Origin of the sequence: Rhizobium ruizarguesonis, assembly GCF_017357285.1 — a bacterium.
Classification (GTDB): domain Bacteria; phylum Pseudomonadota; class Alphaproteobacteria; order Rhizobiales; family Rhizobiaceae; genus Rhizobium; species Rhizobium ruizarguesonis.
In genome coordinates this window covers 221,348-247,009 of sequence record NZ_CP071681.1, presented here as the reverse complement: position 1 = coordinate 247,009, position 25,662 = coordinate 221,348, and the positions used below count along the sequence as shown (strand labels likewise).

General features: G+C 60.2%; 20 protein-coding genes and 1 pseudogene. 10 read left to right on the top strand and 11 right to left on the bottom strand.

The annotated features are described in order from the left end of the window. Nucleotides 1-60 precede the first annotated feature (60 nt). Both gmd and fcl read left to right on the top strand, forming a co-directional pair. Entirely contained in the window at nt 61-1,164 is a 1,104-nt protein-coding gene (gene gmd / locus J3P73_RS32285; protein ID WP_018483890.1) for a GDP-mannose 4,6-dehydratase, read from the top strand. Beyond that, a complete protein-coding gene (fcl, locus tag J3P73_RS32280) occupies nt 1,157-2,221 on the top strand; it encodes a GDP-L-fucose synthase (RefSeq protein ID WP_130691933.1) in 1,065 nt (354 codons plus the stop codon). The genes gmd and fcl overlap by 8 nt, the downstream gene beginning before the upstream one ends. A 580-nt stretch (nt 2,222-2,801) precedes the next feature. Here the strand turns inward: fcl and J3P73_RS32275 are convergent. Next, a complete protein-coding gene (locus J3P73_RS32275) occupies nt 2,802-3,068 on the bottom strand; it encodes a DUF2277 domain-containing protein (protein WP_018483888.1) in 267 nt (88 codons plus the stop codon). Between the two features lie 442 nt (nt 3,069-3,510). Next, nucleotides 3,511-3,621 (bottom strand): annotated as a pseudogene (gene repC / locus J3P73_RS32270) (replication initiation protein RepC); the annotation flags it as partial. A gap of 424 nt (nt 3,622-4,045) precedes the next feature. Between repC and J3P73_RS32265 the strand changes: the two are divergent. The 3 genes from J3P73_RS32265 to fhuB are packed head-to-tail and all read left to right on the top strand — an operon-like array spanning nt 4,046 to nt 7,720. Further along, entirely contained in the window at nt 4,046-4,858 is an 813-nt protein-coding gene (locus J3P73_RS32265) for an ABC transporter ATP-binding protein (RefSeq protein WP_130692165.1), read from the top strand. Between the two features lie 13 nt (nt 4,859-4,871). After that, nucleotides 4,872-5,750, top strand: a complete 879-nt coding sequence (locus J3P73_RS32260) for an iron-siderophore ABC transporter substrate-binding protein (RefSeq protein WP_207580218.1) — start codon at nt 4,872-4,874, stop codon at nt 5,748-5,750. After that, nucleotides 5,750-7,720, top strand: a complete 1,971-nt coding sequence (gene fhuB / locus J3P73_RS32255; RefSeq protein WP_130774438.1) for a Fe(3+)-hydroxamate ABC transporter permease FhuB — start codon at nt 5,750-5,752, stop codon at nt 7,718-7,720. The genes J3P73_RS32260 and fhuB overlap by 1 nt, the downstream gene beginning before the upstream one ends. A 261-nt stretch (nt 7,721-7,981) precedes the next feature. On the opposite strand, the gene J3P73_RS32250 is transcribed toward fhuB, so the two are convergent. The 7 genes from J3P73_RS32250 to J3P73_RS32220 all read right to left on the bottom strand — a co-directional run bounded on the left by J3P73_RS32250 (nt 7,982) and on the right by J3P73_RS32220 (nt 18,358). Further along, complete coding sequence (locus J3P73_RS32250) at nt 7,982-10,126, bottom strand: TonB-dependent siderophore receptor (RefSeq protein ID WP_130774437.1); 2,145 nt, start codon at nt 10,124-10,126, stop codon at nt 7,982-7,984. 264 nt (nt 10,127-10,390) lie between these two features. Continuing rightward, nucleotides 10,391-11,272: an alpha/beta hydrolase gene (locus tag J3P73_RS32245; RefSeq protein ID WP_130774436.1), complete on the bottom strand. Its 882-nt coding sequence runs from the start codon at nt 11,270-11,272 to the stop codon at nt 10,391-10,393. A gap of 756 nt (nt 11,273-12,028) precedes the next feature. Further along, a complete protein-coding gene (locus J3P73_RS32240; RefSeq protein ID WP_130707168.1) occupies nt 12,029-13,261 on the bottom strand; it encodes an amidohydrolase family protein in 1,233 nt (410 codons plus the stop codon). Nucleotides 13,262-13,270: 9 nt separating this feature from the next. After that, nucleotides 13,271-14,620: an 8-oxoguanine deaminase gene (locus J3P73_RS32235; protein WP_130722659.1), complete on the bottom strand. Its 1,350-nt coding sequence runs from the start codon at nt 14,618-14,620 to the stop codon at nt 13,271-13,273. 37 nt (nt 14,621-14,657) lie between these two features. Next, entirely contained in the window at nt 14,658-15,854 is a 1,197-nt protein-coding gene (locus tag J3P73_RS32230; RefSeq protein ID WP_130773224.1) for an amidohydrolase, read from the bottom strand. An 18-nt stretch (nt 15,855-15,872) separates the two neighbouring features. Next, nucleotides 15,873-16,910 (bottom strand): questin oxidase family protein, encoded by a 1,038-nt coding sequence (locus J3P73_RS32225; RefSeq protein ID WP_018071851.1) that lies wholly within the window; start codon nt 16,908-16,910, stop codon nt 15,873-15,875. After that, nucleotides 16,907-18,358 (bottom strand): NAD(P)-binding domain-containing protein, encoded by a 1,452-nt coding sequence (locus J3P73_RS32220; RefSeq protein WP_130773222.1) that lies wholly within the window; start codon nt 18,356-18,358, stop codon nt 16,907-16,909. Before J3P73_RS32220 ends, J3P73_RS32225 begins: the two co-directional genes overlap by 4 nt. A 219-nt stretch (nt 18,359-18,577) precedes the next feature. On the opposite strand from J3P73_RS32220, the gene J3P73_RS32215 reads away from it, so the two are divergent. The 3 genes from J3P73_RS32215 (at nt 18,578) to J3P73_RS32205 (ending at nt 21,773) form a co-directional block, all read left to right on the top strand. Further along, the gene (locus J3P73_RS32215) at nt 18,578-19,864 is read left to right on the top strand and encodes an ABC transporter substrate-binding protein (RefSeq protein WP_024322518.1); all 1,287 of its coding nucleotides are present in this window, start codon (nt 18,578-18,580) and stop codon (nt 19,862-19,864) included. Between the two features lie 152 nt (nt 19,865-20,016). Next, nucleotides 20,017-20,958, top strand: a complete 942-nt coding sequence (locus tag J3P73_RS32210) for a carbohydrate ABC transporter permease (RefSeq protein ID WP_024322519.1) — start codon at nt 20,017-20,019, stop codon at nt 20,956-20,958. After that, nucleotides 20,955-21,773: a carbohydrate ABC transporter permease gene (locus tag J3P73_RS32205; RefSeq protein ID WP_027688863.1), complete on the top strand. Its 819-nt coding sequence runs from the start codon at nt 20,955-20,957 to the stop codon at nt 21,771-21,773. Before J3P73_RS32210 ends, J3P73_RS32205 begins: the two co-directional genes overlap by 4 nt. A 12-nt stretch (nt 21,774-21,785) precedes the next feature. Here the strand turns inward: J3P73_RS32205 and J3P73_RS32200 are convergent, their stop codons facing one another. Beyond that, nucleotides 21,786-22,934, bottom strand: coding sequence for an ABC transporter ATP-binding protein (locus tag J3P73_RS32200; RefSeq protein ID WP_130693512.1), 1,149 nt, complete (start codon nt 22,932-22,934; stop codon nt 21,786-21,788). Between the two features lie 47 nt (nt 22,935-22,981). Then, nucleotides 22,982-23,767: an SDR family NAD(P)-dependent oxidoreductase gene (locus tag J3P73_RS32195; RefSeq protein WP_130698493.1), complete on the bottom strand. Its 786-nt coding sequence runs from the start codon at nt 23,765-23,767 to the stop codon at nt 22,982-22,984. Between the two features lie 165 nt (nt 23,768-23,932). Between J3P73_RS32195 and J3P73_RS32190 the strand changes: the two genes are divergently transcribed. Then, the gene (locus J3P73_RS32190; protein ID WP_130698494.1) at nt 23,933-24,784 is read left to right on the top strand and encodes a DeoR/GlpR family DNA-binding transcription regulator; all 852 of its coding nucleotides are present in this window, start codon (nt 23,933-23,935) and stop codon (nt 24,782-24,784) included. 70 nt (nt 24,785-24,854) lie between these two features. Continuing rightward, nucleotides 24,855-25,655 (top strand): BtpA/SgcQ family protein, encoded by an 801-nt coding sequence (locus J3P73_RS32185; RefSeq protein WP_130698495.1) that lies wholly within the window; start codon nt 24,855-24,857, stop codon nt 25,653-25,655. Nucleotides 25,656-25,662: the final 7 nt, after the last annotated feature.

Sequence of the window (25,662 nt, the reverse complement as noted above, 5' to 3'; positions counted from 1 at the left end):
AATTGCACAACTACACAGCATAATCTGCTTCTGCATTAGTAATCGAGTTGGAGGGCAATCATGGATACGGGAATGACAAAGAATCGAAAAGTCGCGCTGATTACGGGTATAACAGGTCAGGACGGTGCGTATTTGGCCGAATTGCTCCTGGAGAAGGGCTATATTGTTCACGGCCTCAAGCGACGCTCATCATCCTTCAACACCAGTCGCATCGAACATCTATACGAGGATCCCCATGTCGAGAATCCCCGCTTTATTTTGCATTTCGGGGACATGACAGATTCAACGAATCTCATCCGTGTCGTTCAGGAAACGCAGCCGGACGAGATCTATAATCTCGCCGCACAGAGCCACGTTCAAGTCTCTTTCGAGACGCCGGAATATACGGCTAACGCGGATGGCACCGGCACCCTTCGGCTACTTGAGGCAATTCGCCTCCTGGGGCTGACCAGGAAGACCCGCTTCTATCAAGCGTCCACCTCAGAGCTCTACGGCAAAGTCCAGGAAGTCCCGCAGAGCGAAACGACGCCGTTCTACCCCCGATCACCCTACGCGGCGGCCAAGCTCTATGCCTATTGGATAGTAGTCAATTACCGCGAGGCATATGGTATGCACGCCTCGAACGGCATTTTGTTCAATCATGAAAGCCCGATCCGCGGCGAAACATTCGTGACGCGTAAAATCACCCGGGCGGCGGCTGCGATCCATCTTGGGCTGCAGGAAAGGCTCTACCTCGGCAACTTGGATGCCAAGCGCGACTGGGGACATGCACGAGAATACGTCCGCGGCATGTGGCTGATGCTGCAACAGGACGAACCGGAGGACTATGTTCTTGCGACCGGCGAAACGCACTCGGTTCGTTCCTTTGTCGACAAGGCCTTTGCCAAGGTGGGCATGCCGATTGATTGGCGTGGGAACGGGGTTGAGGAAAAGGGATACGATAAGACATCCGGTCAGTGTGTGGTGGAGGTCGATCCAGCCTACTTCCGTCCGACTGAAGTTGATCTTCTGATTGGCGATCCGACGAAGGCGCATACGAAGCTTGGCTGGAAACATGAGACCAATCTTGATCAGCTGGTTGCGGAGATGGTTCGCGAGGATCTGAAAATCATGGCACGAAATGTTCCGTCGGTCGGTGTAACCAAAGGATTTGCCCATGCCTGAGGTGATCTACAGCCTTGCCGGAAAAAGGGTCTATGTCGCGGGCCACCGCGGCATGGTGGGCTCTGCGATCGTGCGGCGTCTCGCTTCCGAGGGCTGCGAGATATTGACGGCAACCCGCGCCGAAGTCGATCTCAGACGGCAGGACGAGGTGGAGGCCTGGATGAGTAAGAATCGTCCCGACGCTGTCTTCCTAGCTGCTGCGAGGGTCGGCGGTATTCTCGCGAACGCTACCTATCCGGCCGACTTCCTTTACGACAACTTGATTCTCCAAGCGAACGTCATCCACGCAGCCCATAGAACTCACGTCGAAAAACTGATGTTTCTGGGCTCGTCCTGTATCTATCCGAAATTCGCCGATCAGCCGATCGTCGAGGACTCGCTTCTGACTGGATCGCTTGAGCCCACGAATGAATGGTATGCGATCGCCAAAATTGCCGGATTAAAGCTCTGCCATGCTTATCGCAAACAGCACGGCAGAGATTTCATCTCGGCCATGCCTACCAATCTCTATGGTCCAGGGGACAATTTTGACCTTGGATCAAGCCATGTCATGCCGGCGCTCATACGCAAGGCGCATGAGGCCAAGATCAACCAGCAGCAAGAGATATGCATCTGGGGCACTGGCACGCCGCGGCGCGAATTTCTGCATGTTGACGATTGCGCCGACGCCTGCCTCCATCTCATGAAGACCTATTCCGCCGAAAGTCATGTGAACGTAGGTTCGGGCGAAGACATTACCATCCTGGATTTGGCATACCTCGTCTCCAAGGTCGTTGGTTTCGAAGGCACGATCACGCGCGACCTCACCAAGCCGGATGGCACGCCACGTAAACTCTTGAGCGTCGACAAGCTTCGTACTCTCGGCTGGTCTCCTAAGATAGGTCTGAAGGAGGGTATTGCGGACGCCTACCGCTCCTTCCTTGATGGGCATTATCTCGAACGCAGCAACAGGGCTTTGTCGGGCGACTTGATCGGTCAAAGCGATATCAGTTTTGAGAGAGCCAGAACTTCGGCGCTTCACGCGCCCACGCTCTCCTCAGTCGTACACCATCCCTAGCGCACGGCGAATTTGCACGAGGGATAATAAGGTTTTGTCTCGGGGGGGACGCATATGCTGGGGGGAGCAAATAATGCAACCAGTGGAAATTAGGGTTGCAGCGTTAATTTTCCTGATAACCGTGTGGGTGATGATTATCAGAGCGGCAATGGATTTTTTCGCGGTCCAGATGCCGATATCGCTTGTCGCGTTCTTACACGGATAGTCCATGTCCGATGGCTCCGCGAGATTACCTTCGAACCGCGGTGGGCACCCTTTCCTGAAGCAGGCGTTCAGTTTCTCCTCGCCGATCTTTGGCGCAAGTGGGTCATCGATGAGGCGGTGAACCCCTCAATCGGCTGAGTGGTCTATCCTCCTTGCGCAGACCAGCCGGCCTTGATGCCGGCAGTCGGCGGGTAAAGCCGCAAGAACGCGGCATCACCGAATTGACGGTAAGCGCGTAAATCGAAGCGCCGGAAAGCAAGATGCGTGTGCTCGAGCCAATCTTGCCGGCGGTCGAACGGGTCTACGCTCATCGAGGAGCCTCAGCGCTACACCCTGTCTAAAGCGAGCGAAGCGATGACACGCCCCCCCTACAAAATCATGCGAACCTCGTCAGGTTTTTCGCACGCGCTTTTGCAGCTTCTTCCTCGCGGTTGTGCGGCGGATGTGAAGTCTCGAGCGAATCGAGCAATTCGCGCGCGCATGCCGCGATCGAAACGATTGCGTGTTCGAACGCTGCCTCATTGCGTTTCGAGGGTTTGGTCGTTCCACTCAGCTTTCGTACGAACTGCAATGCGGCATCATGGATTTCCTGATCAGTCGCCGGCGGATCGAAATTGAACAGCGTCTTTATGTTTCGGCACATGACTTGCTCCTAGTCATCTTCATCTCCTTTCGGCCTTAAGACGGCCTGCCCGCTCAACGGGCAGCGCTGGTGCTACGATCCTTTACCTGTTCGCAAGGATCTTCTGGCCAACCATCAAACCGTGCATCCTAGGCCGCTCCACCTCGGTTGTGAACATACCTTCACCGCCGTTGTCGGACCGGATGAAGCCAACCGTTTTTTTGCATGAAACCATGTCACGGTACCCGTCGCCATAGCGACTACCCTTGATCATCTCATTCTGCCGCACCTTGATCGGGTGGATCACATTTGACGACAACAAAGATAGATCCTTCTGAATATCAAGCCGAAGCAATCCCACAGGCGCCGTCACGCTTCGGCTGCCCATTGCGAGCGTGAGAGGCCAGGAATTTGGCTGCGTCTGCCGACCGCGCCCTTCCCTCCACGATCGTGCTCGTGACGCCGTTTTCCTCCCGACACCGCCATTAAGGCGCATCAACGCCATCAACATCGGGGCCAGAGAAAACTCCCCTCGCCGCGCATTTGCCGTCAGATCCCGCAAATAGCCGCCGGCCGGATACATTGGGCGCACCGGTTAGCGCAGCAAAGCTGCAAGCTGACGGCGGCGCGGAGGTGTAATTCTCCCTCCTCTGGAATAAGCGGGGATCTCAATGCTCGCGATCGATTCTGTTGCCTGAAGAGGGCAAGGGCCTTTTGTGAAATTTGGGAGCTCCCAACTTCTTCCTGACAACACTTCGAACGACTGTGCCAGACGAGCTAGAATTGCCCTGCGTCCAGCGGGGTTGGCCGACATCTTACGACTCAGACGGTGCCGACTGAGCGACCGATCGCGCTTGGAAAATCAAACTGACCAGGTGGCCGAAAGGCGTGCCATCAGCACAAGGATGACGAGTACCTAGGCCGGGGAATAGCGAAAATACTTGATTGACAGTCTCATCTTTAGTACCGACCCCTATCACCCGGTTAGAGGATGTCACGTGGCTACACTCCCCCCGACGCAAGATCCGCCTCCGACGGCCGAAACTTTCGTCGCCGAAAATATAGGCCTTTCGATAGAGGGGAACGAGATTCTCCGCGACGTAAGTCTTAAATTTCCCGCAGGAGAGGTTGTGGCGCTGGTCGGCCACAACGGCTCCGGTAAATCCAGTCTTCTCAAGATGTTGGCTCGCCAGCTTGTGCCGACCGCCGGATCGATTTCTTACGGGAACCGGGATCTTAGGATGTATAGCGAACGCGTCTTCGCTCGTTCGGTCGCATATCTGCCCCAGGATGTCACGACCGGATCGGAAATGACGGTCCGCGAGCTTGTGGGATGCGGTCGCTATCCGTGGCACGGAGCGCTCGGCCGCTTCACCAAGAACGATGAAGCCAAAGTCGAGGAAGCTCTTCGAGCAACGCACATCGAGACGTTCGCCGACCGTATCATGGGAACACTATCGGGCGGTGAGCGGCAGCGTGCCTGGATCGCGATGCTGATCGCTCAGGATGCTCGCTGCCTGTTGCTCGACGAACCGACTGCGGCACTCGATGTTGCTCATCAGATCGAGGTGCTCTCACTTGTGCGACGCTTGGCGCATGAGGGTGGAAGGAGTGTCGTCATCGTTCTCCACGACATCAACATGGCCGCTCGCTTCTGCGATCGGATTCATGCCTTGAAACGTGGTCGCGTGGTTGCCAGCGGAACACCAAGCGCGATCCTCGCGCCGAACACGCTGCAAGAGATCTATGGGATCGACATGGATGTGATCTCCGCGCCCAACCTGCCCTATCCGCTTGCCTATGTTTGCTGAGGCTGAGCGTTCAATGGGGATTTCGCGGCGCTCCTTTTTGCAATTCGCGGCTGCCTCGGTCGTTCCAGCTCCGCTATTTGCACAGTCGATGGGCCCAAAGATCGTCAGCCTCGACTACGGTCTTGCGTCCACTCTTTTATCCCTCGGATTGCCTCCGGTCGGGATCTCGGACCTCGCCGATTGGGACAGATGGGTTGTCGAGCCGCCGATGCCAAAATCCGTTGTCGATATCGGCAGTTCGTTCGAGGTCAATTTTGAAATTCTCGTCACGCTGAAGCCCGACATTATCTTGACCACACCTTACCTGGATGAGCTGTTGCCCAAACTACCGTCGGTGGCGAAAGTCGTTCGGCTGGAAATCTTTACGCCGGGCATCGGACCTATTCTTCCCGCTGCCATCGCGGCGACGCGTAAATTGGCCGTTGAGCTTGGCCGTGAGAATGAAGCAGAGCAGTTCCTTGCGCGAGCCGACGCCTTCTTTGCGCAATGCCGCAGTCGCCTGGTGGGCAAGAACCTGCCGCCGGTCGCCCTGGTGAACTTCATGGATGCCCGCCATGCCCGCATCTACTCGAGTCCCGGACTGTTCCACAATGTGCTTGAGCGCATCGGTGTCCGGAACGCCTGGACCAGAGAGTCGAATTATTGGGGCTTTGAAACGATCGGGATTGAAGATCTCTCCAAGGTCACTGATCCGGACGCGCGTCTGATCGCCTTTGACCCCGTTCCTCCGGACGTTCTTGCGAAACTCGCTCAGAGCCCGCTGTGGAACAGGCTTTCGTTTGCACGTCCAGGCCATTTGTCGATTCTGCAGCCAGCCCTGATGTTCGGGATGGTGAACGAGGCCGTGCGCTTCGCGGGTCTTTTGACAGACCTTCTGGAAAAGGAAGCTTGATGGTATCCCGCCGCGACAATATCGGGCCAGCAATTGTCTTCCTCCTCCTGATGTGCGGTGGAGGCGTGGCATCGTGGTTTCTTGCCGCTCCTGCGATGTCAGAAATGGCTCGACCGGATTACGATGTCACGCGAATGGTGTTCACCTATTCGACGCTTCCCCGTCTTGCGACGGCGCTGATTGCCGGAGCCGCGCTTGCCTTGTCCGGTGCGCTGTTTCAGCAGGTTTTGCGAAATCCGCTGGCCGATCCGACAACCCTCGGCGTATCGGCCGGAGCAAACCTGGCGCTGGTGGTAACATCGCTGTTTCTTCCGGACTTGCTAGGCGCCGGCCGTGATCTTGTCGCTCTGATCGGCAGCGCGACCGCGGCTGTAATCGTCGTCAGCCTTGGGGCGCGCCGCGGTTTTTCGCCTTATTCGCTTGTTCTGTCGGGGCTGGTTCTCAGTTTATGGTGCGGCGGCCTCGCTGCCATCCTGACCTATTTGAACCAGCGCTACCTGTCGAGCCTGTTTATCTGGGGCGCCGGCTCGCTGGCACAACAAAGCTGGGTCATTCCCTTATCGCTTCTTTGGAAGTTGGTTGCCGCCGCCATCGTCTGCGCTTTCGTGATCAGGCCGCTTTCGCTTCTCGATCTTGGCGAGAGCAGTTCCACGGCACTCGGCGTCAGATTGGTCCGTCTGCGTTTCGTTGTCGTCGCCCTTGCCGTTGCGCTTGCTGCGTTTGTCACGAGCGCCGTTGGGGTGATTGGTTTCATTGGACTGGTCGCGCCGACGATTGCACGATTGTCCGGAGCACGGCGTCCCGCGCAGCTGATCTTCTGGTCCCCCCTGATCGGCGCCGGGCTGCTCCTTTTCGCCGACTCCATCCTGCAACTCGTCGCCGGCGGGCTTGGTGATTTCTTGCCGACGGGGGCGGTGACGGCCATCTTCGGTTCGCCGCTGCTTCTCGCGCTCCTGCGGCGGCTGAAGATCCGTCATAGACTACAGCAATCGCCGACGTTCGGACGGCCACGTCGATGGGATGGAAGGGCACCGGTCATCATCACGGCCGCTGGACTGCTCGTGCTGTTGATGGTCAACGTTTTTCTCGGACGTGACGTCAATGGCGGCTGGGCTTTTGCTTCCGGCGAATTTTCGGTCGATGTCCTTGCGATCAGGATACCTAAAATCCTCGCCGCCCTGGCATCGGGCGCGATGCTTGCTGTCGCGGGCTCCATCCTTCAACGGCTGACCGGAAACGAAATGGCAAGTCCCGAAGTTCTGGGAATCAGTGCCGGCGCGACCTTCGGTGTTGCGATTGCCCTGTTTGCCGTCGCTCCAGGGTTTCCCGGTCAATTTGCATTTGCCGTGGCCGGTGCGATCACTGTGCTTGTTGTCATCTTCGTCAGCTCCCGGCGATCCGCGTTCGCGCCCGAGCGCGTCCTGCTTGCGGGCATTGCCTTAAGCGCGATGGTCGATGCCGTCGTCGGCGTGTTGAGCTCGACGGGAGATCCGAGAGCAGTCCTGCTGATGCGATGGATGAGCGGGTCCACCTATCTTATCGACGGGTCGACCGCCGCAATGGAGGTGGCGCTCGGCGCCGTGCTGATTGCCGTCTCGCTCGCCGTTCGCCGCTGGCTTGACATACTTCCTCTTGGGCCGTCGCCTTCGGCGGCGGTCGGTATACCCTTGGCGAAATCGCGATTTGCGCTGTTTGGCCTCGCAGGATTGTTGACGGCTGCCGCGACGCTCACGGTTGGCCCATTGTCATTCATAGGCCTCATGGGACCTCACCTTGCGCGGGAGGCGGGATTGGTGCGCGCGCTGCCGCAAATGGTTGGCGCCGCTCTGATCGGAGGGGCGCTTATGGTTGGAGCTGATTTCGTCGGCCGCACGATCGTATCGCCCTACCAGATCCCGGCCGGTCTTGTTTCCGCACTCATCGGCGCGCCGTTCTTGATGCTGATGATGCGGAAGCGCCGGGCCAGCTGAGGTTGCCCCTAGGAAGGGGATGGCCATGAGGCAGGCACCCGCAGGGCCGTGGCTGTCATCGCGGCGATGAAAGTCCGCCATCAATAGGAGCGGTTTGCTCCGTCAGCGAAGATCCGCAGACAACCTGTCATTCACGACGCCGGCTACAGTTGCCGCGCGTCTTTTCAGAGGCGCGGCACTGTAACACTTTGAATGACTGCATAATTCCGACGCTCAGATTGCGGACGCCGCCTTGATCAGACAAAGGCGGCGCCCACCACTTTACCAGGAATACTTCAGCGTGCCGACGACCTTACGCCGATCGCCGTAGAACTCAGTTCCGTAATAGCTGGTGGCGAGATACTTATGGTCAAATAGGTTCGTCGCATTGACGCCCAGCGTCACGTCCTCGGTCACCTTGTAGCTGACTGCGGCATCAATCAGAGTATAGCTGGCAAGCGACACCGTATTTGTATCGTCACCATAGGTCTGACCGATATAGCGGACACCTCCCCCGATCGTCAGGTCACCGCGCCATCCATCTCCCGGAATCGTGTAATCGAGCCAGGCCGATGCCAGATGTCGCGGCACGCGGGAAGGCCGGTTACCGTCATTGCCGCCTGTCCCGTCTTCGCGGATTTCAGCATCCCAATAGGAATAAGCAAGCGTCAGATTGAGCCTGTCGTTGATTGCGGCTTTTCCTTCGAATTCGATGCCGCGCACTCCAACCTTGCCAATCTGCTCCTGCACCAGAGGGCTGACATAGCTCGGCACATTGGTTTGGGTAAGATCAAACAGCGCCAAGGTGAAGAGGCCGTCAAACCCATCCGGCTGGTATTTGAGGCCAACCTCGTATTGTTCACCCTGCTGCGGTTTCAACGATCCTGTCACAGCGTAGCCGTTTGCGGTCTGCGCGACGAGCGGCTGGAAGCTTTCCGAATAGTTCGCATAAGCTGCGAGATTCGGCGTAAATTTATACGTCAGCCCGGCCCGCTTGGTGAAAGCTGACGCCGTGTCGTCGTCGCTTGTCCCGCTATCGAGGTAATCCGCAGTCGTGTGAACCTGGTCCCATCGTCCACCCAGGGTAACGATCCATCGATCGTCGAACGTCAATTGCTCCTGAGCATAGATCCCGAGCGCCTGCTGCTTGACGCGCCAGTTCACGTAAGGGCCAAGGTTAATGCAGGAAAGACCGCAATAGACCGGATTATCAATATCGATCGGCCCCGCCGAGCCGAACAGGATGTTTTCGCGCGTATTGTCACTGGTGTAATCGACGCCGACCAGCGTCTTGCTGTCGATCCCGTCCCATGCGGTATCGTACTGCAGCTGGTTGTCGAAGGCGTAGCGATTAGACATGCCGTCAACCGAGAACGCCGTTCGATTGGCCGTCGGATCCAGCGATGCGCCATAGACTTCAGCATAGTCCAGGCTCAAATGTGTATAGCGAGCGTTGGAGCGGAAGGTCAGGTTCTCGTTGAACTCGTGCTCGAACTGATATCCGATGTCGACCTGCTCCGTATTGAAGCGATTGAAGTCCGGTTCGCCGAGGAAGGTGTCGATATCGATATTTGCGCCTGTGGGAAAGCCGCGCGCGCCCGTTCCATCGCGTTTATAATAATCGGTCAGAATGGTGAGCGAGGTCCCCTCTTCCGGCTTGATCGTCAGTGCCGGTGCAATGTAGGTGCGGTCGTCGTTCGAATAATCCAAGCCCTGGTCACCGTCCTTGGCAAGTGCGGTAAGCCGGTAGGTCCACACGCCATCGGCATCAATCGGGCCGCCGAAATCTGCACCCACTTCCTTGGTACCATCACCATAAGACGTGTAAACTTCGCCATGCTTCTCATCCAGGGGCCGTTTGGTGATTGCATTGACCAGTCCTCCCGGGCCGTTAAGGCCAAAGAGGGTCGAAGTCGATCCTTTCAGGACCTCGACGCGCTGAAGACCATAGGGTTCGAGGCGGCTGGCAGTGAACCAGGCGGGAATGCGCGCCGCCAGTCCATCCCGGTAGGTGCCAAGCGCCGTCTGATCAAAGCCGCGAATTCTTATATAGTCGTAGCGGTCGTCGTTACCGAACTCATCCGAAAAGACGCCAGCGGTATAAGCGACCGCCTGCTGAAGATTGTCCACATGACGCTCTTCCAACTCTTTTTGCGTCACCACCGACACGGACGCCGGTACATCGACGACCGGAGTATCTGTTTTGGTGCCTGTGGCGGTATCCTTGGCAACTATGGTGCGATCAGGGCCAACCACACGATCCGACTTGCCGGTTATGACGATCGGGGCCAATTGCGTCGCCTCTTCCGCCGCATTGTCTTGTGCCCAGCCAATGCCCACCGATCCGAACGACACCGTCATCAAAGCGCTGCTCGCAATCAATCGGCTTGTGAAAATGCGCAACTTTCCCTGTAGTCCCACTGTCATACTTCCCCTGTCAGACCAATATTCAGCAGTGTGACGGCCGCCCCTCCGGCCACTGCAGCGAGTCCGTTTACTAAAACAGGAGAATTGGAGTCAACTTAATAATCATCCTTTTGTGACCATCTTTGCTCCTGGTCGGGACCATCAGGGTTAGGGGCAACACGGAGAGACGACGTAATCCCGAACGCCCCGTGTGGCACCGACCTTGACGGGTGCGCGGCACGAGGTCGTTCGTCTCAACTACGATCGTCTAACCGTCGGAGAGCGTCACAGGTCGGTCAAACTCTGGACGGTGAACGCGATGCTAACTGCACGATTCACGGCCGCCGCAAGAACGGACATATGGGTCTCACCGGCATAAAGCTCGAATTCGGTACGCACGCCGTCGGCAGTGCCGTTTAATCGCTCTGCCATCTCCCGCGCCAGGAGGACGGTCCGTTCCGTCTTCCTCTTCTCCAGACGCGCGTGGGCATCCTCGTTCCGGTACTGGAAGGGTGCCAGCTCATCGCCTTCGTATTCTCCGGCGGACAAATGCAGGAAGGGTGCATTCGCCGGTGCCTCTTGACGTTGCGCCTCATTCTTGAGGATTTCGCTGTTCTCCCAATAGATGGTTGGGCTGGCCGCAATCCAATTGGCAAACAGACCTGGACGCTCGAACAGGGCATAGAGAGTAAAGAGGCCGCCGAAGGAATGTCCGAAAAGCGATCGGCGCATCGGATCCAGGATCACCATCTCTGCAATCCTCGGGATAAGCTCGTTTTCGATGAAATCCACCAGCTTACCGGTCCCTCCGATGACAACCGGCGGACCGCCCTCAACGAACGGCGGATAGGATTTGACCGGCGGAGGGCCCAGGTCCCAAGACCGGCGGAGCGGATCATAGGGCTCGTCGGACGGGTAGCCGATCGCCGCGATCACTCCCCAACCGACATTCGTCCCCGTCGGATAAGGTGCCTGAGTGACCAAGCTGGCGACCGCGAAGGGGAAAGTGGCGTTGCCGTCGGTCATGACGAGAAGCGGCCATCCTCCCGCCGGCGGTCTCTCCGCCGGAATGGAAAGGAATATGCGATAGGGCTCGCCGCCCGCAGCAGGAGCCAGATCGAAAAAACACGTTCCGGGCATCGAATAGACGCTGGTATGATTGATCATGAGAAAGTTTTCTGATGCTCGGAAAAGAGGATGGGAGAAGGGAAATTGATGTTGGTGCAGTTCATTAGTGGGTTTCGAAGCTTTCAAGGTTGGTGCAGCGCTTGCTGATATCCGGACTTCCGCGAAAGCGCATCGGCAATCACGGTTCGGAGGTTTGCAGAGGCTGATCTAACCTAATTCCAGGCATGATTTGAAGACGCGGAGCTATCGAGCCGCATTTCGATCCAACAGATGAATTCGCAGGGCCTTCAATTCAATCATCTCCGAACACTGCTAAGCCGACGTCTGTTTCGTAACTTTCCTGGGTTTGCAACCCCGAGGCGGTAACGTGAACCAGACGTCGGAGCCACCCACTTCTCAAGCGTCGTGGCCTTGTGCGCGGCCGGGCTTTTTTCCCCTAAACGACAACCGGCCAAGTATGGAGATTGATGCCGATCATCCATGTGGACGCCACCGGCAGCACTTCCTCTATCGCTGACCCGTTTAGGAGAGCGCCTGTTTAGCCCCGGAGAGATCCGGGCGCCTACGTCGCCGTGAACCCGTTAGAGGCTAGGATGTGCGGACATCAATGATCATCGTATTTGAGCCTCAATGAGTTGCTCACGGGTACTGATCGGACCCTGCCTTTCCAATAGAAAACTAAGGATTCTCATCTCCATAGGCGCAAGCGCTATTCTCTTGCCTGAAACGATGACGGCGTGCGGCCCGAAGCTGCTGGCGGAGACCGATCCGCCTAGAGCGAAGCGTATGCGGTGCCTAGCCTGGGTCCAGGAAAAGCTGCGGCCGCGGGCGAAGGAAGCTCCGACGACCATTTTTCCACCCGGCGCTCGCGGGCGCGATTGTCGCGACGGCATCGGCAGCCGAGGGGGCGTCGAAGACGACGATATCTGCCGCGCTGCCGATCGCAATGCCGTAAGCCTTTCTTCCCAGGAGGGTGGCAGCCTGCGTCGTGATCATCGCGAAGACGCCGTCGAGGCCATCGGGAGTGCCGATCTGGGCGATGTTGGCGTAAAGATTGGCCATGCGCATCAGGTTGACGTCGCCGAAGGGCGTGAACGGATTCAGGACATTGTTGGTGGAGATGGTCGTGACGACGCCGAGCCCTGCCAGGCGGTGAGCGGGTGTCACGCCGCGCGGGACGAGATGGGTCGAATCACGACCGGTCAGGAAGAGATCGGTAGCCGGTAGGACGGTCAATGCGATGCCAGCCTCGGCAAGACGGCGGCCGATCGGCTCCAGTTCTTCCGGCGGCAAAGCAGAGAGCTTGGTGACATGGCCAACGGAGACGCGCCCCTGGTACCGGCGCGCGACGGTCTCGGCGATGACGACAGGGAGATTGGAGCCTGCGGGGTCGAGGTCGAAATCGAGGTGGAAATCGACAGCAACGTCGTGGCGCATGGCGAGGTCGAAGATGCGGCGGATGTGTTCGACGGGCTCCGGATCGGTGTAGGGGCAGCCGCCCACAAGATCGGCACCCATTTTCATCGCCTGTTCCAGCATCTCCTCAGTGCCGGGGTCGTTCGTCAGGCCCTCCTGGGCGAAGGCGCAGATTTCGATGTCGAGGAGGCTGGTATAGTCGGCCTTCAATTTTCTGATCGCCTCGAAGGAGCGGAAGCCGGCGCGCGGGTCGATCTCAACGAAGGTGCGCAGGCGGGTGGTGCCGTGGAGGATCGCCTTTTCAACGACTGCGCCAGCACGGGCATAGACGTCTTCTTCGGTGAAGGCCGCCTTGGCCCTCGAGGTCTCGCTGACGGCCTCCGTGAGTGTCCCGGTGCAGAGATTGCAGCGGCTGATGATGCCGGCCTTGTCGAGGTGGATATGGGTTTCGATCAGGCCGGCGCAGGCGAATTTCCCTCCGGCATCATGGTGGGGTGCGTCGCAGACGAAGCGAGGTGCGATTGCCGCGATGCGGCCTGCCTCGAAGGCGATGTCGGTCGGTTCGGTCAAGCCGGCTATACGGGCATTACGGATGACGAAATCGATCGCCATGGGGCCTCCTCAGACCGACAGAAGAAAATTGCGGGCGACGCGGTTGTGATCGGCAATCAGCGCCTCGATATCGGCACTCTCCGGCATGCCGTCGGTGACGCGCCATTCGCCTGCGATCATGACGCGATCAGCCGTGGTGGCGCCGCAAAGCACGAGGGCTGCCAGCGGATCACCGGCACCGGAGAAACGCAATTCGTCTAGCTTGTAGAAGGCCAGATCTGCCTGGCGGCCCGGCGCGATGATCCCGATGTCGTCGCGACCTAGCAGCCTTGCCGACCCAGCGGTTCCCCAGCGGAGCGCATCGAGGTGGGTAACCGCTTCGGCGCCATAGGTCAGCCGGTTCAGCATCAAGGCATGGCGCACGCTTTCCATCAGGTTGGAATTGTCGTTGGAAGCTGAGCCGTCGACCCCAAGGCCGACAGGCACTCCTGCGGCTTCCAGCTCGCAGGTGCGGCACATGCCTGATGCAAGCACCATGTTCGAGGTCGGGCAATGGCAGATGCCGACGCCGTGCCGGCCGAGTTCGACGATCTCGGCATCGTCGAAATGAATGCCGTGGGCGAGCCAGGTGCGCGCACTCAGCCAGTTGCAGCGATCAAGATATTCCACCGGCGTGCAGGCGAATTTGCTGCGGCAGAATTCTGCTTCCGCTCTGGTCTCGACCAGATGGGTGTGGAGCCGGCAATCGTAGCGTTCCGCCAGCGCCGCGGTTTCGCGCATCAGTTCCAGCGTGACGTCGAAGGGCGCGCAGGGCGCGAGCGCCACCTGCGTCATCGCCCCTTCGGAGCGGTCATGATAACGCCGGAGCACACGCTCGCTGTCGGCAAGGATCACGTCGTCGTCCTGCACGACATTGGCCGGCGAAATCACGCCTTGCTGGTCCTTGATATTGAGACTGCCCCGCGTCAGCGTGATGCGCATGCCGAGGCGGGCCGCCTCCTCGGCCTCGACATCCATCGCGTCTTCGAGGCCGGCGGCATAGAGATAGTGGTGGTCGGAGGTGGTGGTGCAGCCGGATAAGAGGAGCTCGGTCAGCGCGAGACGGACGGCAAGACGGAAGGCTTCGGGCGTCATATGCTTTGCCCAGATCGGATAGAGCGCGCGGATCCATGGCCAGAGCGATTTGTTGATCGCAGCCGGATGGGCACGCGTCAGCGTCTGGAACATATGGTGATGGGTGTTGACGAGACCGGGGATGACGACATGCCGGCCAGCGTCGAAGCGTGCATCGACGGGGATCGCAGGCTGCCGTCCAGGCGCAACCAGCTCGACGATGCGGCCATGCTCGATGACGATGCCTCCTTCGGCGCCTTCTGCCATGATGGCGAGCGGCGATTGGATCCAAAGTCGGCCCTTCATCTGCGGTGCTCCCATGCGCCATACATTGATGGAAAAATCAGACGACGAGCCGGCCCCCACGGGCGATAATAGTGCCGCCGCGAAATACGATGCGATCGAGGGGACGGGCAGCGACGGCTTCTGCCAGCGACGCGGCGGGCAAAATAACAAAATCAGCAGGTGAGCCTGCCTGGAGCGGGCCGACGGAGCGGCCGAGGATTTCGGCCGGCGCTTGCGTCGCCAGGCGGAAGGCCGCTGCCAGATCCTCATCCGAACGGAAATCCTGGCGATCGCAGAGGATGCCGACACGCTCGAGCATGTCGCCATTGCCGAAAGGCGACCAGGCGTCGCGGATATTGTCGTTGGCGCAGAAGAGCCGGACGCCGGCGGCGGCAAGGCGCTTGACTGGTGGCATCGGCACGGCTCCCGGCGCGCTGGTCATGATCGCCACGCCCGATCCGGCGAGGGCCGCGGCAGTGCGGCCGAAATCGGCATCGTCCAAGTCGCCGAGGCAGAAGGCGTGGCTGACGACCACCTTGCCTTCGAGGCCGAGTGCTGCCGTGCGATCGGCGATCTGGCGAAGTTCGAAGGCGCCGAGTGCACCGCCGTCATGCAGATGAATATCGAGCCCGACGCCGTATTTGCCGGCGACGGAAAAGATCGCATCCAGATGGCCGGTCACGTCGTTGTCGATGCCGGCGGGATCGAGGCCGCCGACGAGATCGGCGCCGGCAGCGATGGCAGCATCGAGCAGCCCGGCCGTGCCGGGATTGCGCAGCACGCCGGATTGCGGGAAGGCAACGGTCTGGATATCGACGAGATGACCATGGCTCTGCTTCAGCGAGAGCACGGCCTCGAGGCCTTTCAGGCCGACTTCGGTATCGATGTCGACATGGCTGCGAACGGAGAGAGTGCCGTAGGCTGCGAGCTTCTCCAGCAGGGCGCCGCCGCGGGCTTCGACCGGCAGCGCCACCGTGCGCCGCAGCGATTTTTCCGCCTCGATGCGCTTGGCGACCGTGTCGCCGGGAATATGCGGTATGAAGGGCAGGCCAATCAAAGTCTTGTCGAGATGAATATGGCCGTCGACGAAGGGAAGGCAGAGCAGGCCGCCGGCACCATCGAAACGCGGCACTGCGGGGTCGATGCCGGCAGCCGCATTCGGGCCGATCGCGGCGATCCGATCATTGTTCAGAATAAGCGAGACGATCTCGCCGGCTTCGGTCCTGGCGTTTTCGACTACGAGGCTCGGCGTCATCAATTCTTCCATCATCCGCTATGCAATCAGCCCGACCCGGCGCGCCGCGACGACGCGATAGAGCGGATCCTTCCACACCTCTTCCTCCTGCAGGGCGGAAAAAACCAGGCTGACATCGTGTTCGTCGTCCGAAGCAATCGCGGCGCGCTTGATCTCCGTCCAGGCGGGCGCCTGTCGTCTGCGCATTTCTTCCAGCGCCTCGGCGGTGGGGAGTGCTGGAAAACCGATCTTCGGCACCAGCGAGGCGATCACCTGCCAGAAGGCGCGGTAGAAAGGCTCGGCATTTTCGAGGTGCGGAGAGACGAGGCGCAGCCAGTGCATACCGGTGAGGGAATGGAGTGCGGAAAAATCCATGGTTCCGGCAAAGAGAGCAAGCGAGGTCGCGGCCATACGGCGCGGTGTATCGGCATTGAAGGCAAGGCGGTCGATAACGGGGCGGAAGCCCGGAAGTGCGGCGACGGCGCGGATATTGTGCCAGAGCAGATCGGTTTCTGGCTCATAATCTCGGATGCCTTCGATAGTGCCGACATCGGCAAGGATCTTTCCTGGATCGTCCGTATCGGGCGCGGCACCGGTCGCAGATGGCAGCGGCAGATAGCAGGCCGCCCAATAGCCGAGCGCAGTGCCGACCTCCTGGTCGTCCTTCTTGAGCACACCATAGGCAAGGCGCATCAGCGGATGCGTGGCGCTGCCGGCAAGGCCGTTCACCATGGCGGGCAGATAGGTGCGGATGACGGCATCGATGCCGAGCCGGCGGGTTTCGCCGATGAAGAAGGCACGGTAATCCGCCTCACGCGTGCGATCGCCGAGCGCCTCGGTCCAGGCTGCCCTGATGATCGGGGCAACCGGTGGCGGCATTGGGGGAAGTGCATGGCTCTCGCGATACTGCTCGTACCATTGTTCCAGCCGTTCCGGCGAGGCGCCGAGGCGATCGAGCGCGATCAGCACCATCGGAACGTGGTTGGCTAGCAGATAGGGAAATTCGACGCTATCCTCGCGGGCCCGCAAAAGGATGGTCTCCAATCCCGAAAATTGAACGGCGGCAGCCTGTCTCATGCCAAAACCTCCCTTGGTGTCATGACGTCCTCGTCTATGCCGGGATCGAAATGCAGTTCGTCATAGGCGGCCAATGCTGCAAGATACCGGTTGGAATCGTCGATGAACAGCGCTTTCACCAGCGCGCCGACGACGCGCGGCACGCCGTATTTGAGCCCAGTGACGCCATTGCTGATCGGGCCAAGGCTCGCCAGCGCGCCGGCATTGAACATATGGATGCGCGAAACCCAGCCGGCTTCGGCATATCTGGGCGTGAGTTCGAAACCGGGGCCGAGATAGGGATAGCCGGCAAGCAGGGCATTCTCCTCTCCCTGTGGCGGGTGGAAACAATCCTTCCAAAGCGCTGCGGCCTCGACGAGGCCGGCAAGCTCGGGCCTGAGTGCGAAATTAATCTCGTAACCGGTGCCGAGCAGGAGATGATCGGCATGATAAGTGCCGTTTGCGGTTGTCAGCTTGGCCTTGCCGCCGTCCATTACGAGCTCACGGACACCACAACCGAGCTGCATGGTGAAACCAGGGTGGCTACGGGCCCGGTCATATTGCTCCTGGGTCGGCGGCACCTTGAAATTGAAGTAGAGATGGGCGAAGCGCCAGCGCTCCAGATCCGGCAGGTCGGCGAAATGGCCGAGGAAGCCGGGAAAGTTTGTCCAGGCGAGAACCTCGGTGCGCGGCAGATCGGCGCTTCGCGCAAACATCGTCACCTCTCGGGCGCCGGTTTCGAGCGCCGCCACCGCCCAGTCGAAGCTCGACGTGCCGCCGCCAAGGATGGCGACATCCCTGCCCTTGAGGAAATCGATCGGTATCGGCTCATTGCTATGTGTCCAGGCGGATTTCGGCAGAGCCTTGACCATCGTGGGTATGCGCGGGCCGCCGCAGCCGTCGATGCCGGTCGCCATCACCAGCTGGCGGCAGGTGATCCTGCGGCTGGTGCCGTCAGCCTTTGACAGCGTGAGAGCAAGTCCGCCTTCCGCCTGACTGATCGAGGAAAGCGTCGTGCTGTTTTCGACGTCGATACCGACGGTCCTTCGAAACCAGACGAGATAGGCCATCCAGTCCTGGCGGCTGATCTTGTCGAGCGCTTCCCAGGCGTCGGCGCCATTCAGCGCCTCGTACCAGGAACGCAGCGTCAGGCTCGGGATGCCGAGATCCGGGCCTGAGAGATATTTCGGCGAACGCAGGGTCTGCATGCGGGCACAGGTGATCCAGGGCCCCTCGCGGCCCTCGTCGCTCTGATCGATCACATGAACGGACCTGATGCCGCGCCGCTTCAGGGCAAAGGCGATCGACAGGCCGGAGAGGCCAGCACCGCAGATCACGACGGAATGCAGGTCGTCGCGGTCCTCATCGCCGAGCTTCGGCCAGTCGGCGCAGAGGGCTTCTATGCGCACCATTTCATCATGGGCGCGACGTTCCAGCTCTCTCAGGCGCTCGTCCGGCGTGGTCTTCATGAATGTGCAGCTCGTGCGCGGTGGACAGGACAGTATAGACGCGCAGGGAAGGATCAACTCCCTGCTATTTTTTATGCAACGCGCACAAAATATGGACATTTCTGCGCGAATATGTTCTAATTTGTGATTTTTAATGTTTGTGCTTTTTTGTCAAGTGCGCTTGAGTGCGATTTTGTTTGATGTATAGTGCCTCAAGCCAATCAAAAAAGGGGAGCAAATATGAAATCGCTCAACAGTCTCACACGGAAATTGGCGATCGCGGGCCTCGTCTCGGTCGCATTTGTGGGCTCCGCCATCGGCGCCGACAAGAAATATGAGGGCATCACGCTCACGCTTGCCTCGCAGAACGACCAGTTCGCCGCCGTTCTGGCTGCCATCGCCCCTAAGTTCACCGAGGAGACGGGCGCCAACGTCAAGGTCGACATTCTCGACTATGGCTCGCTGCTGACCAAGACCACGACCGATTTCGTCGGCGGCACCGGCGGCTATGACCTGGTGACGATGGATATCGTCTGGGCGGGCCAATATGCCGAAAACAAATACACCGTCGATCTCACCGAGTGGATGAAGCGCGACGCCGCCGAACTGAAGCTCGACGACATCTATCCGACGCTTCTCAACGCGCTTGGCCACTGGGGAGACAAGCAGGTCGCCTTTCCTTTTGCCGGTTATGCCAACGTGCTTGCCTATCGCAAGGATCTCTTCGACGCCGCCGGCCTGAAGGCGCCGACGACGATGGAGGAAATGGTCGAGGCCGCCTACAAGCTGACCGACCCCAGCAAGAAGATCTACGGCTTCGTCGCCAACGGCCAGAAAGGCCCGGCGGTCGCCCAGGATTGGATGCAGTACAATACCGAGATGGGCGGTTCGATCCTCGGCTCCGACGGCAAGCCGGCGCTGAATTCCGAAGCTAATATCAAGAGCCTGACCGTCTATAAGGACCTCTTCATGAAAGCGGCACCTCCCGGCGCCGTTAATTATGACTGGGGCGGACGCGAGGAAAGCTTCCGCCAGGGCATTGCCGCGACCATGCAGACATGGTCGGTCGGCGCGCCCGGCTATTATGATCCGTCGATTTCCAAGATCGTCGACAAGGTGGCGATCACGACGGCGCCCCGCGGCGCTGGCCTTCCGAAGGTCTATGGGATCGGCGGCTGGGGCATGGCGATCAACGCCGGCATCAAGGACACGCAGAAGGAAGCCGCCTGGGCCTTCATCAAGTGGCTGGTCAGCCCGCCGGTGCACAAGGAATTCAACATGATGGGCGCCGGCAGCTTCCTGCGCAAGAGCGAGATGACCGATCCCGATCTGCTGAAGAAGTTCCCCTTCCTGCCTGTCATCGCCGAAACCTTCGAGCATGGTGACGGCGAATATCGTCCGCGCATCCCGCAATATCCAGAGATTCAGGACCTGCTCGGCACCGCCGTCAACGACGTGCTCGTTGGCAATGCCGATCCCAAGAAGGCGCTCGACGCAGCTCAGGAAGCCGCTGCAAAGCTCTTCTGAGAACAAAACGGTTCCTCCCAGGGGCCGCGGCCTATGTCGCGGCCCTGCCATTTCGAGACCATTGATCCGATGCGCCTCGGGCTTCATGATCGGGTGAGCCCCGGGCTCGATCCCCGGGACGCGCATCGAACCAGGAACCCGATGGACATGACGTGACCCTATCCCTCACTTCCGCGCTGAAGCCCTCCCCGGCCTTGAGCGTTTCCTATCTCGAGCGCAGGCGGTTGTTCTTCATCCTGATGACACTGCCGGCCGTCATCTACGTGCTCGTCATCGGCGTCTGGCCGCTGGCGCAGGGCATCTGGTTCAGCCTCTACGAATATAATCTGCTGAAGCCGGCGCGGACGCATTTCGTCGGCCTCGGCAACTATATCGACCTTCTCTCCGACCCGGTGACACGCGGGGCCTTCGTCAATACCGTCATCTTCACCGTCGGCGCTGTGACTGTCGAACTGCTGCTCGGCTTTGCCATTGCGCTGGCGCTCTGGCGCGATGACCGCTTCAACCGGATCTGCCTCGCGCTGATCCTGATACCGGTGACGATCACGCCGCTGGTGGTTGGACTGATCTTCCGGGCGCTGCTGCTCTCCGATTACGGGCTTGTCGGCTATTATCTCGCCGAGTTCGGGCTTTCCGATCCGCGTGGGCTTTTTGCCAATCCGAGTTCGGCGCTGGCGACCCTTATCTTCGTGGACATATGGGAATGGACGCCGCTGGTGGCGCTGATCCTGCTGGCTGGCCTGAAAGCGCTGCCGGGCGATATTCTCGAGGCATCGGAAGTGGATGGGGCAACGGCGCTGCAGCGGCTGAGAATCATCGTCATTCCGCTGATGCTGCCTTCGATTCTGCTGGCGCTGACGCTGCGCACCATCGATGCCTTCCGCATCTTCGACAGCGTTTACGTGACGACGGGCGGCGGGCCGGGCAACGCGACCAACACGCTGATGCTGCATGCGGTGAAGCAGGGTCTGGAATTCTTCAATATCGGCCGCGCCTCGGCGATCTCCAACCTGACACTGATCTGCATCGCCGTAATCGCGGCAGGCTTCATCCTGTTGATCCGCAAGGCGGACAGAAAGGCGAACGGGCGATGAGCACACGCACCTTGAGCCGCATCGGCGAGCGCGCCTTCATCCTTGTCATGCTCGCCTTTTTCCTGCTGCCCTTCCTGTGGCTGGCATCGACCGCCTACAAGCCGTCGCGCGACATCTTCTCGATCCCGCCAAAACTGACTTTTACACCGACCCTCGAGCAGTTCGCGACGGTCTTCCGCCTGTTCGATGTCTGGAGCCTCGTATCGTCAAGCCTGCTGATCGCCGGCGGTTCGGTGATCCTGTCGCTGCTTCTCGGCGTGCCGGCAGGCTATGCGCTGGCACGCTCGACCAGCCGCTATGCCATTGCCGTTGCCTATTTCTTCATGGCGATCCGCATGGTGCCGGCGGTGGCGGCGCTGATCCCCTTCTATCTGATGATGCGCGATATCGGGCTGCTCGGCAGCTGGATCTCCGTCGTGCTCATCAACGCGATGCTGAATTCGGCCTTCGTCACCTGGATGATGTTTTCCTATTTCCGCAGCCTGCCGAAGGAGCTGGAAGAGGCAGCGCTGACAGATGGCTGCACGCTTTTCGGCTCCTTCTGGCGCGTGGCGCTGCCAGCGGTGCGCTCAGGCGTCGTCGCCTCCACGCTGTTCTGCCTGATGTTTTCCTGGAACGACTTCCTCTACCCGATGTTTCTCACCCGGCTCGATTCCAAGCCGATCTCGGTGGCGCTGCTTTCAGCCTATGGAACGAAGGACATCACCTGGGGCACGCTCGGCGCGCTGGCGCATTTTTCGACGATCCCGATCGTACTGATCGTGCTTTTCCTCAACCGTTATTTCGTCCAGGGCCTGACGAAGGGCATTCACTAAAGAGACACAACGTCAGGCGCGAATGGCCGCCTCGGTGGCGGCATCGAAGACGTGGATGCGGGCGGGATCGGCGGCAAGTGACAGGCGCTCGCCGATCTTGACGCGGCGGGTAGCGTCGATGATGACGCGCAGGCGCGGGGCGGACAGCGTCACATCGTCCTCTTCGGCCGAAAGCGACTTCAACCGGTCGGCAGCCTCGACATCGACGTGAACGAGCAGGTTGGCGCCAAGATCCTCGACGAAGGCAACGGTTCCAGGGAGACCGCCTGCGTCGACCGGCTGGAATGCTTCCGGTCGGATGCCGAGCACAACGGCACGCCCGGCGGCGGCGGCGATGCGCGGCCGCTCGGCGAGCACCTCGCCCGAGAAAAGGATGGAGGCCTGGCCGAAGCGAGCCTCGGGGCCGTTCTCCGTCGCGAAGAGATCGGTCGCCAGTAGGTTCATCGCCGGCGAGCCCATGAAGCTTGCGACGAAGAGATTGGCCGGCTGATCATAGAGGCTGCGCGGCGTGCCGAGCTGCTGCAGGACCCCACTCTTCATGACGGCGACGCGATCACCCATGGTCATGGCTTCGACCTGGTCGTGGGTGACATAGACCGTGGTGATGCCCGACATCTTCTGCATGCGGGCGATTTCGGCACGCATCTGGCCACGCAGGCGAGCATCGAGGTTGGAGAGCGGCTCGTCCATCAGGAAAGCCTGAGGGCTGCGGGCGAGCGCCCGGCCCATGGCGACGCGCTGGCGCTGGCCGCCGGAGAGTTGGGCGGGCTTGCGGGCGAGATAGTCCTCGAGCTCCAGGAGCTTTGCCGTCTCCTGCACCTTGCGGGTGATGTCGGCCTTGTCGAGGCCGCGAACGCGAAGGCCGAAGCCGATATTCTCGGCCACCGTCAGATGCGGGTAAAGCGCGTAGGACTGGAAGACCATGGCAATATCGCGATCGCGCGGGGCAAGGTCGTTGACGATGGCGCCGTTGATCGTCAGGCGGCCATCGGTGATCTCCTCCAGGCCGGCGATCATACGCAGCGCCGTCGACTTGCCGCAGCCGGAGGGGCCGACGAGGACCAGGAATTCGCTGTCGCGGATGGTCATGTCCAGATTGCGGATCGCCGCATAGCCATCGCCATAGCTCTTGCTGATCTGGTCGAAGACGATTTCAGCCATGCTCTTTCCTTGCTGAACGGGGAGGCCTGTTGCAGGTCCTGGACGGGTCAGGTCGTGTAGACGCCGCCGGTGACGTTGACGCCCTGCCCGGTCATGAAGCGGGCCGAATTCGAGCAGAGGAAAACGACGACGTCGGCCACGTCTTCAGGCGTTTCCAGCCGGCCGAGCGGCGTCTGGGCGATATAATCCGCAACGACGCGTTCGGGCGTGACGCCGCGCAGGCTCGCTTCCCAGGCGATCTCGCGTTCCTGCATGCCGGTCTTGACGAAACCGGGGCAGACGGCGTTGACGCGAACGCCCGAAGTCGCGAGCTCGCGGGCGAGCGCCTGCGTCCAGCCGAGCACGGCGAACTTGCTGGCGGAATAATGAGCCAGCAACGGTGCGCCGATCTTTGCGGCGAGCGAGGCGGTGTTGACGATGACGCCGGTCCCGGTGCTCGTGAAACGGCGAGCAGCAATCTGGTTGGTCAGGAAGATGCCGCGAATGTTGACGTCGAAATTATAGTCCCACTCCTCGTCGGTCAGTTCCAGCGCATGCTGCATCGTGGAGACGCCGGCATTGGCGCAGAGGATCTCGTAACCGCCCGTCCTCTCGACCACCTCGGAAAAGGTCGCCTCGACGGAGGCGCGCTTGCGAACGTCGATCGCATAGGCAGTGGCGCCGTTGCCGATCTCGGCCGCCGTCTGTTCGGCGGCCGCCAGGTTGATGTCGCAGATCGCCACCTGGATCGACTGGCGGGAGAGCGAGGTCGCGATCGCACGCCCTATCCCAGTCGCCCCGCCGGTGACGATCGCACGCTTGCCGGATAGTTCTGGAAAGCTCGGAGACTGCATGTTCGCCCTCATCGACTGGAAACATCACCGATCATATAACAACAAAATCATACACAACAAGAAAAATTTATGTTTGAATTTGTTCGAGTCATTCGATACATAGGGAGCAACAATCAGACAATCGTAGCCACGATGTTGCGACGGCGGGAGGGTGAGAACGGTATCATGGACGCGGAACAGCAGATGGTCGCCGCAGCGGAAAAACCGAAGGTTCTGGCCCAGGTGCGGCATGCGCGCATCCTGGAGACACTGGCCCGCAAAGGCGCGGTCTCCGTCAGCGATGTCGCCTCCCAGCTTGCCGTTTCCGAAATGACCGTCCGCCGCGACCTGATCGAACTCGAAAAGGATGGCAGGCTGGTGCGCACCCATGGCGGCGCGGTGCGCAGCGGCAAGGCCTTCGAGCCGATCGCCAACGAGGCTGTCGACCGCGAGGAGCCGACTTTCGAATCCCGGCTGACGCGCAATGCCGCCGCGAAGCGGACCATCGCGATGGCGGCGGCAGGCGTTGCCGCCGGAGCACGCACCCTGGCACTCGACGTCGGCACCACGACCTATCTGCTGTCCGGCCTGCTGCTCAACCAGCCGCATACGAAGATCTTCACCAATGGCGTGCGCAACGCCGTGCAGCTCGGCACCGGCTTTGGCGAGGTCTACCTGCCGGGCGGGCGCATGCGTGGCGAGGAAATGGCGATCAGCAGCCAATCGGCCGTTTCGCAATTCGAGGAACTCTGGTTCGACATCGCCTTCGTTGGCGTGTCCGGGATTACGGCGCAGGGAATTTACGACTATTCCTTCGAGGACACCGACATGAAGCGGGTCTATCTGCGCCGCGCCACGCAGAAGGTGGTGCTTTGCGATTCCACCAAGTTCAAGCGTATGTCGCTGGTGCATATCGCGCCGCTGCAGCAATTCGACATGCTGATCACCGATGCCATGCCGCCGGCCGATCTTGCCGATGCGCTCGCCGCCGCTGGCGTCGATGTGCGCATCGCGCCCGAGGAGCAGCCGCTGCTTTAATTTGCCCTTTCCCGCATCCGTCCCCCGGCGGATGACTGTTCCATTCGATTTCGCTTCAGGGAGTTCCCGCATGGTCTTCGACTTTTTTGGCGTCAAGAAGAAGGCGGTCATCGCGATGGCGCATATCGGAGCCCTGCCCGGCTCGCCCGCCTATGACGCCGCCACCGGTGTGAACAAGCTCGTCGACGACGTGCTTTCCGACATCGAGAAGCTGCAGGCGGGCGGCGTCGACGCCATCATGTTCGGCAATGAGAACGACCGGCCCTACGTCTTCCAGGCCCCGCCGGAAGGGCTGGCGGCAATGACGTCGATCGTCGAGCGGGTGAAGCCGCATCTGACCGTGCCGTTCGGCGTCAACTATCTCTGGGATCCCTCGGCAAGCGTTGCGATCGGCGCGGTGACGGGCGCGAGCTTCGTTCGCGAGATCTTCACCGGCGTCTTCGCCTCCGACATGGGCATCTGGCAGCCGGATTGCGCCAAGGCGGCACGGCTGCGACATAGCCTCGGCCGCGACGAGATGAAGATGCTCTTCAACATCAACGCGGAATTTGCCCATTCGCTGGACCAGCGACCGATTGAACTCAGGGCGAAGAGCGCCGTGTTCTCGTCGCTCGCCGACGCCATCCTGGTGTCGGGACCGCTGACTGGACAGGCGGTCGATCAATCGGACCTCAGGCGTGTCTGCGAAACGGTCAAGGATGTCCCCGTCTTTGCCAATACCGGCGTCAACAAGGACAATGTGCGCGACATATTGAGCGTTGCCAGCGGCGTCATCATCGGCACGCATTTCAAGGTGGACGGCAATACCTGGAACCCGGTCGACGGCGACCGGGTAAAGCGCTTCATGGAGATCGTCGAGGCGCTGCGCTGAACGAGAG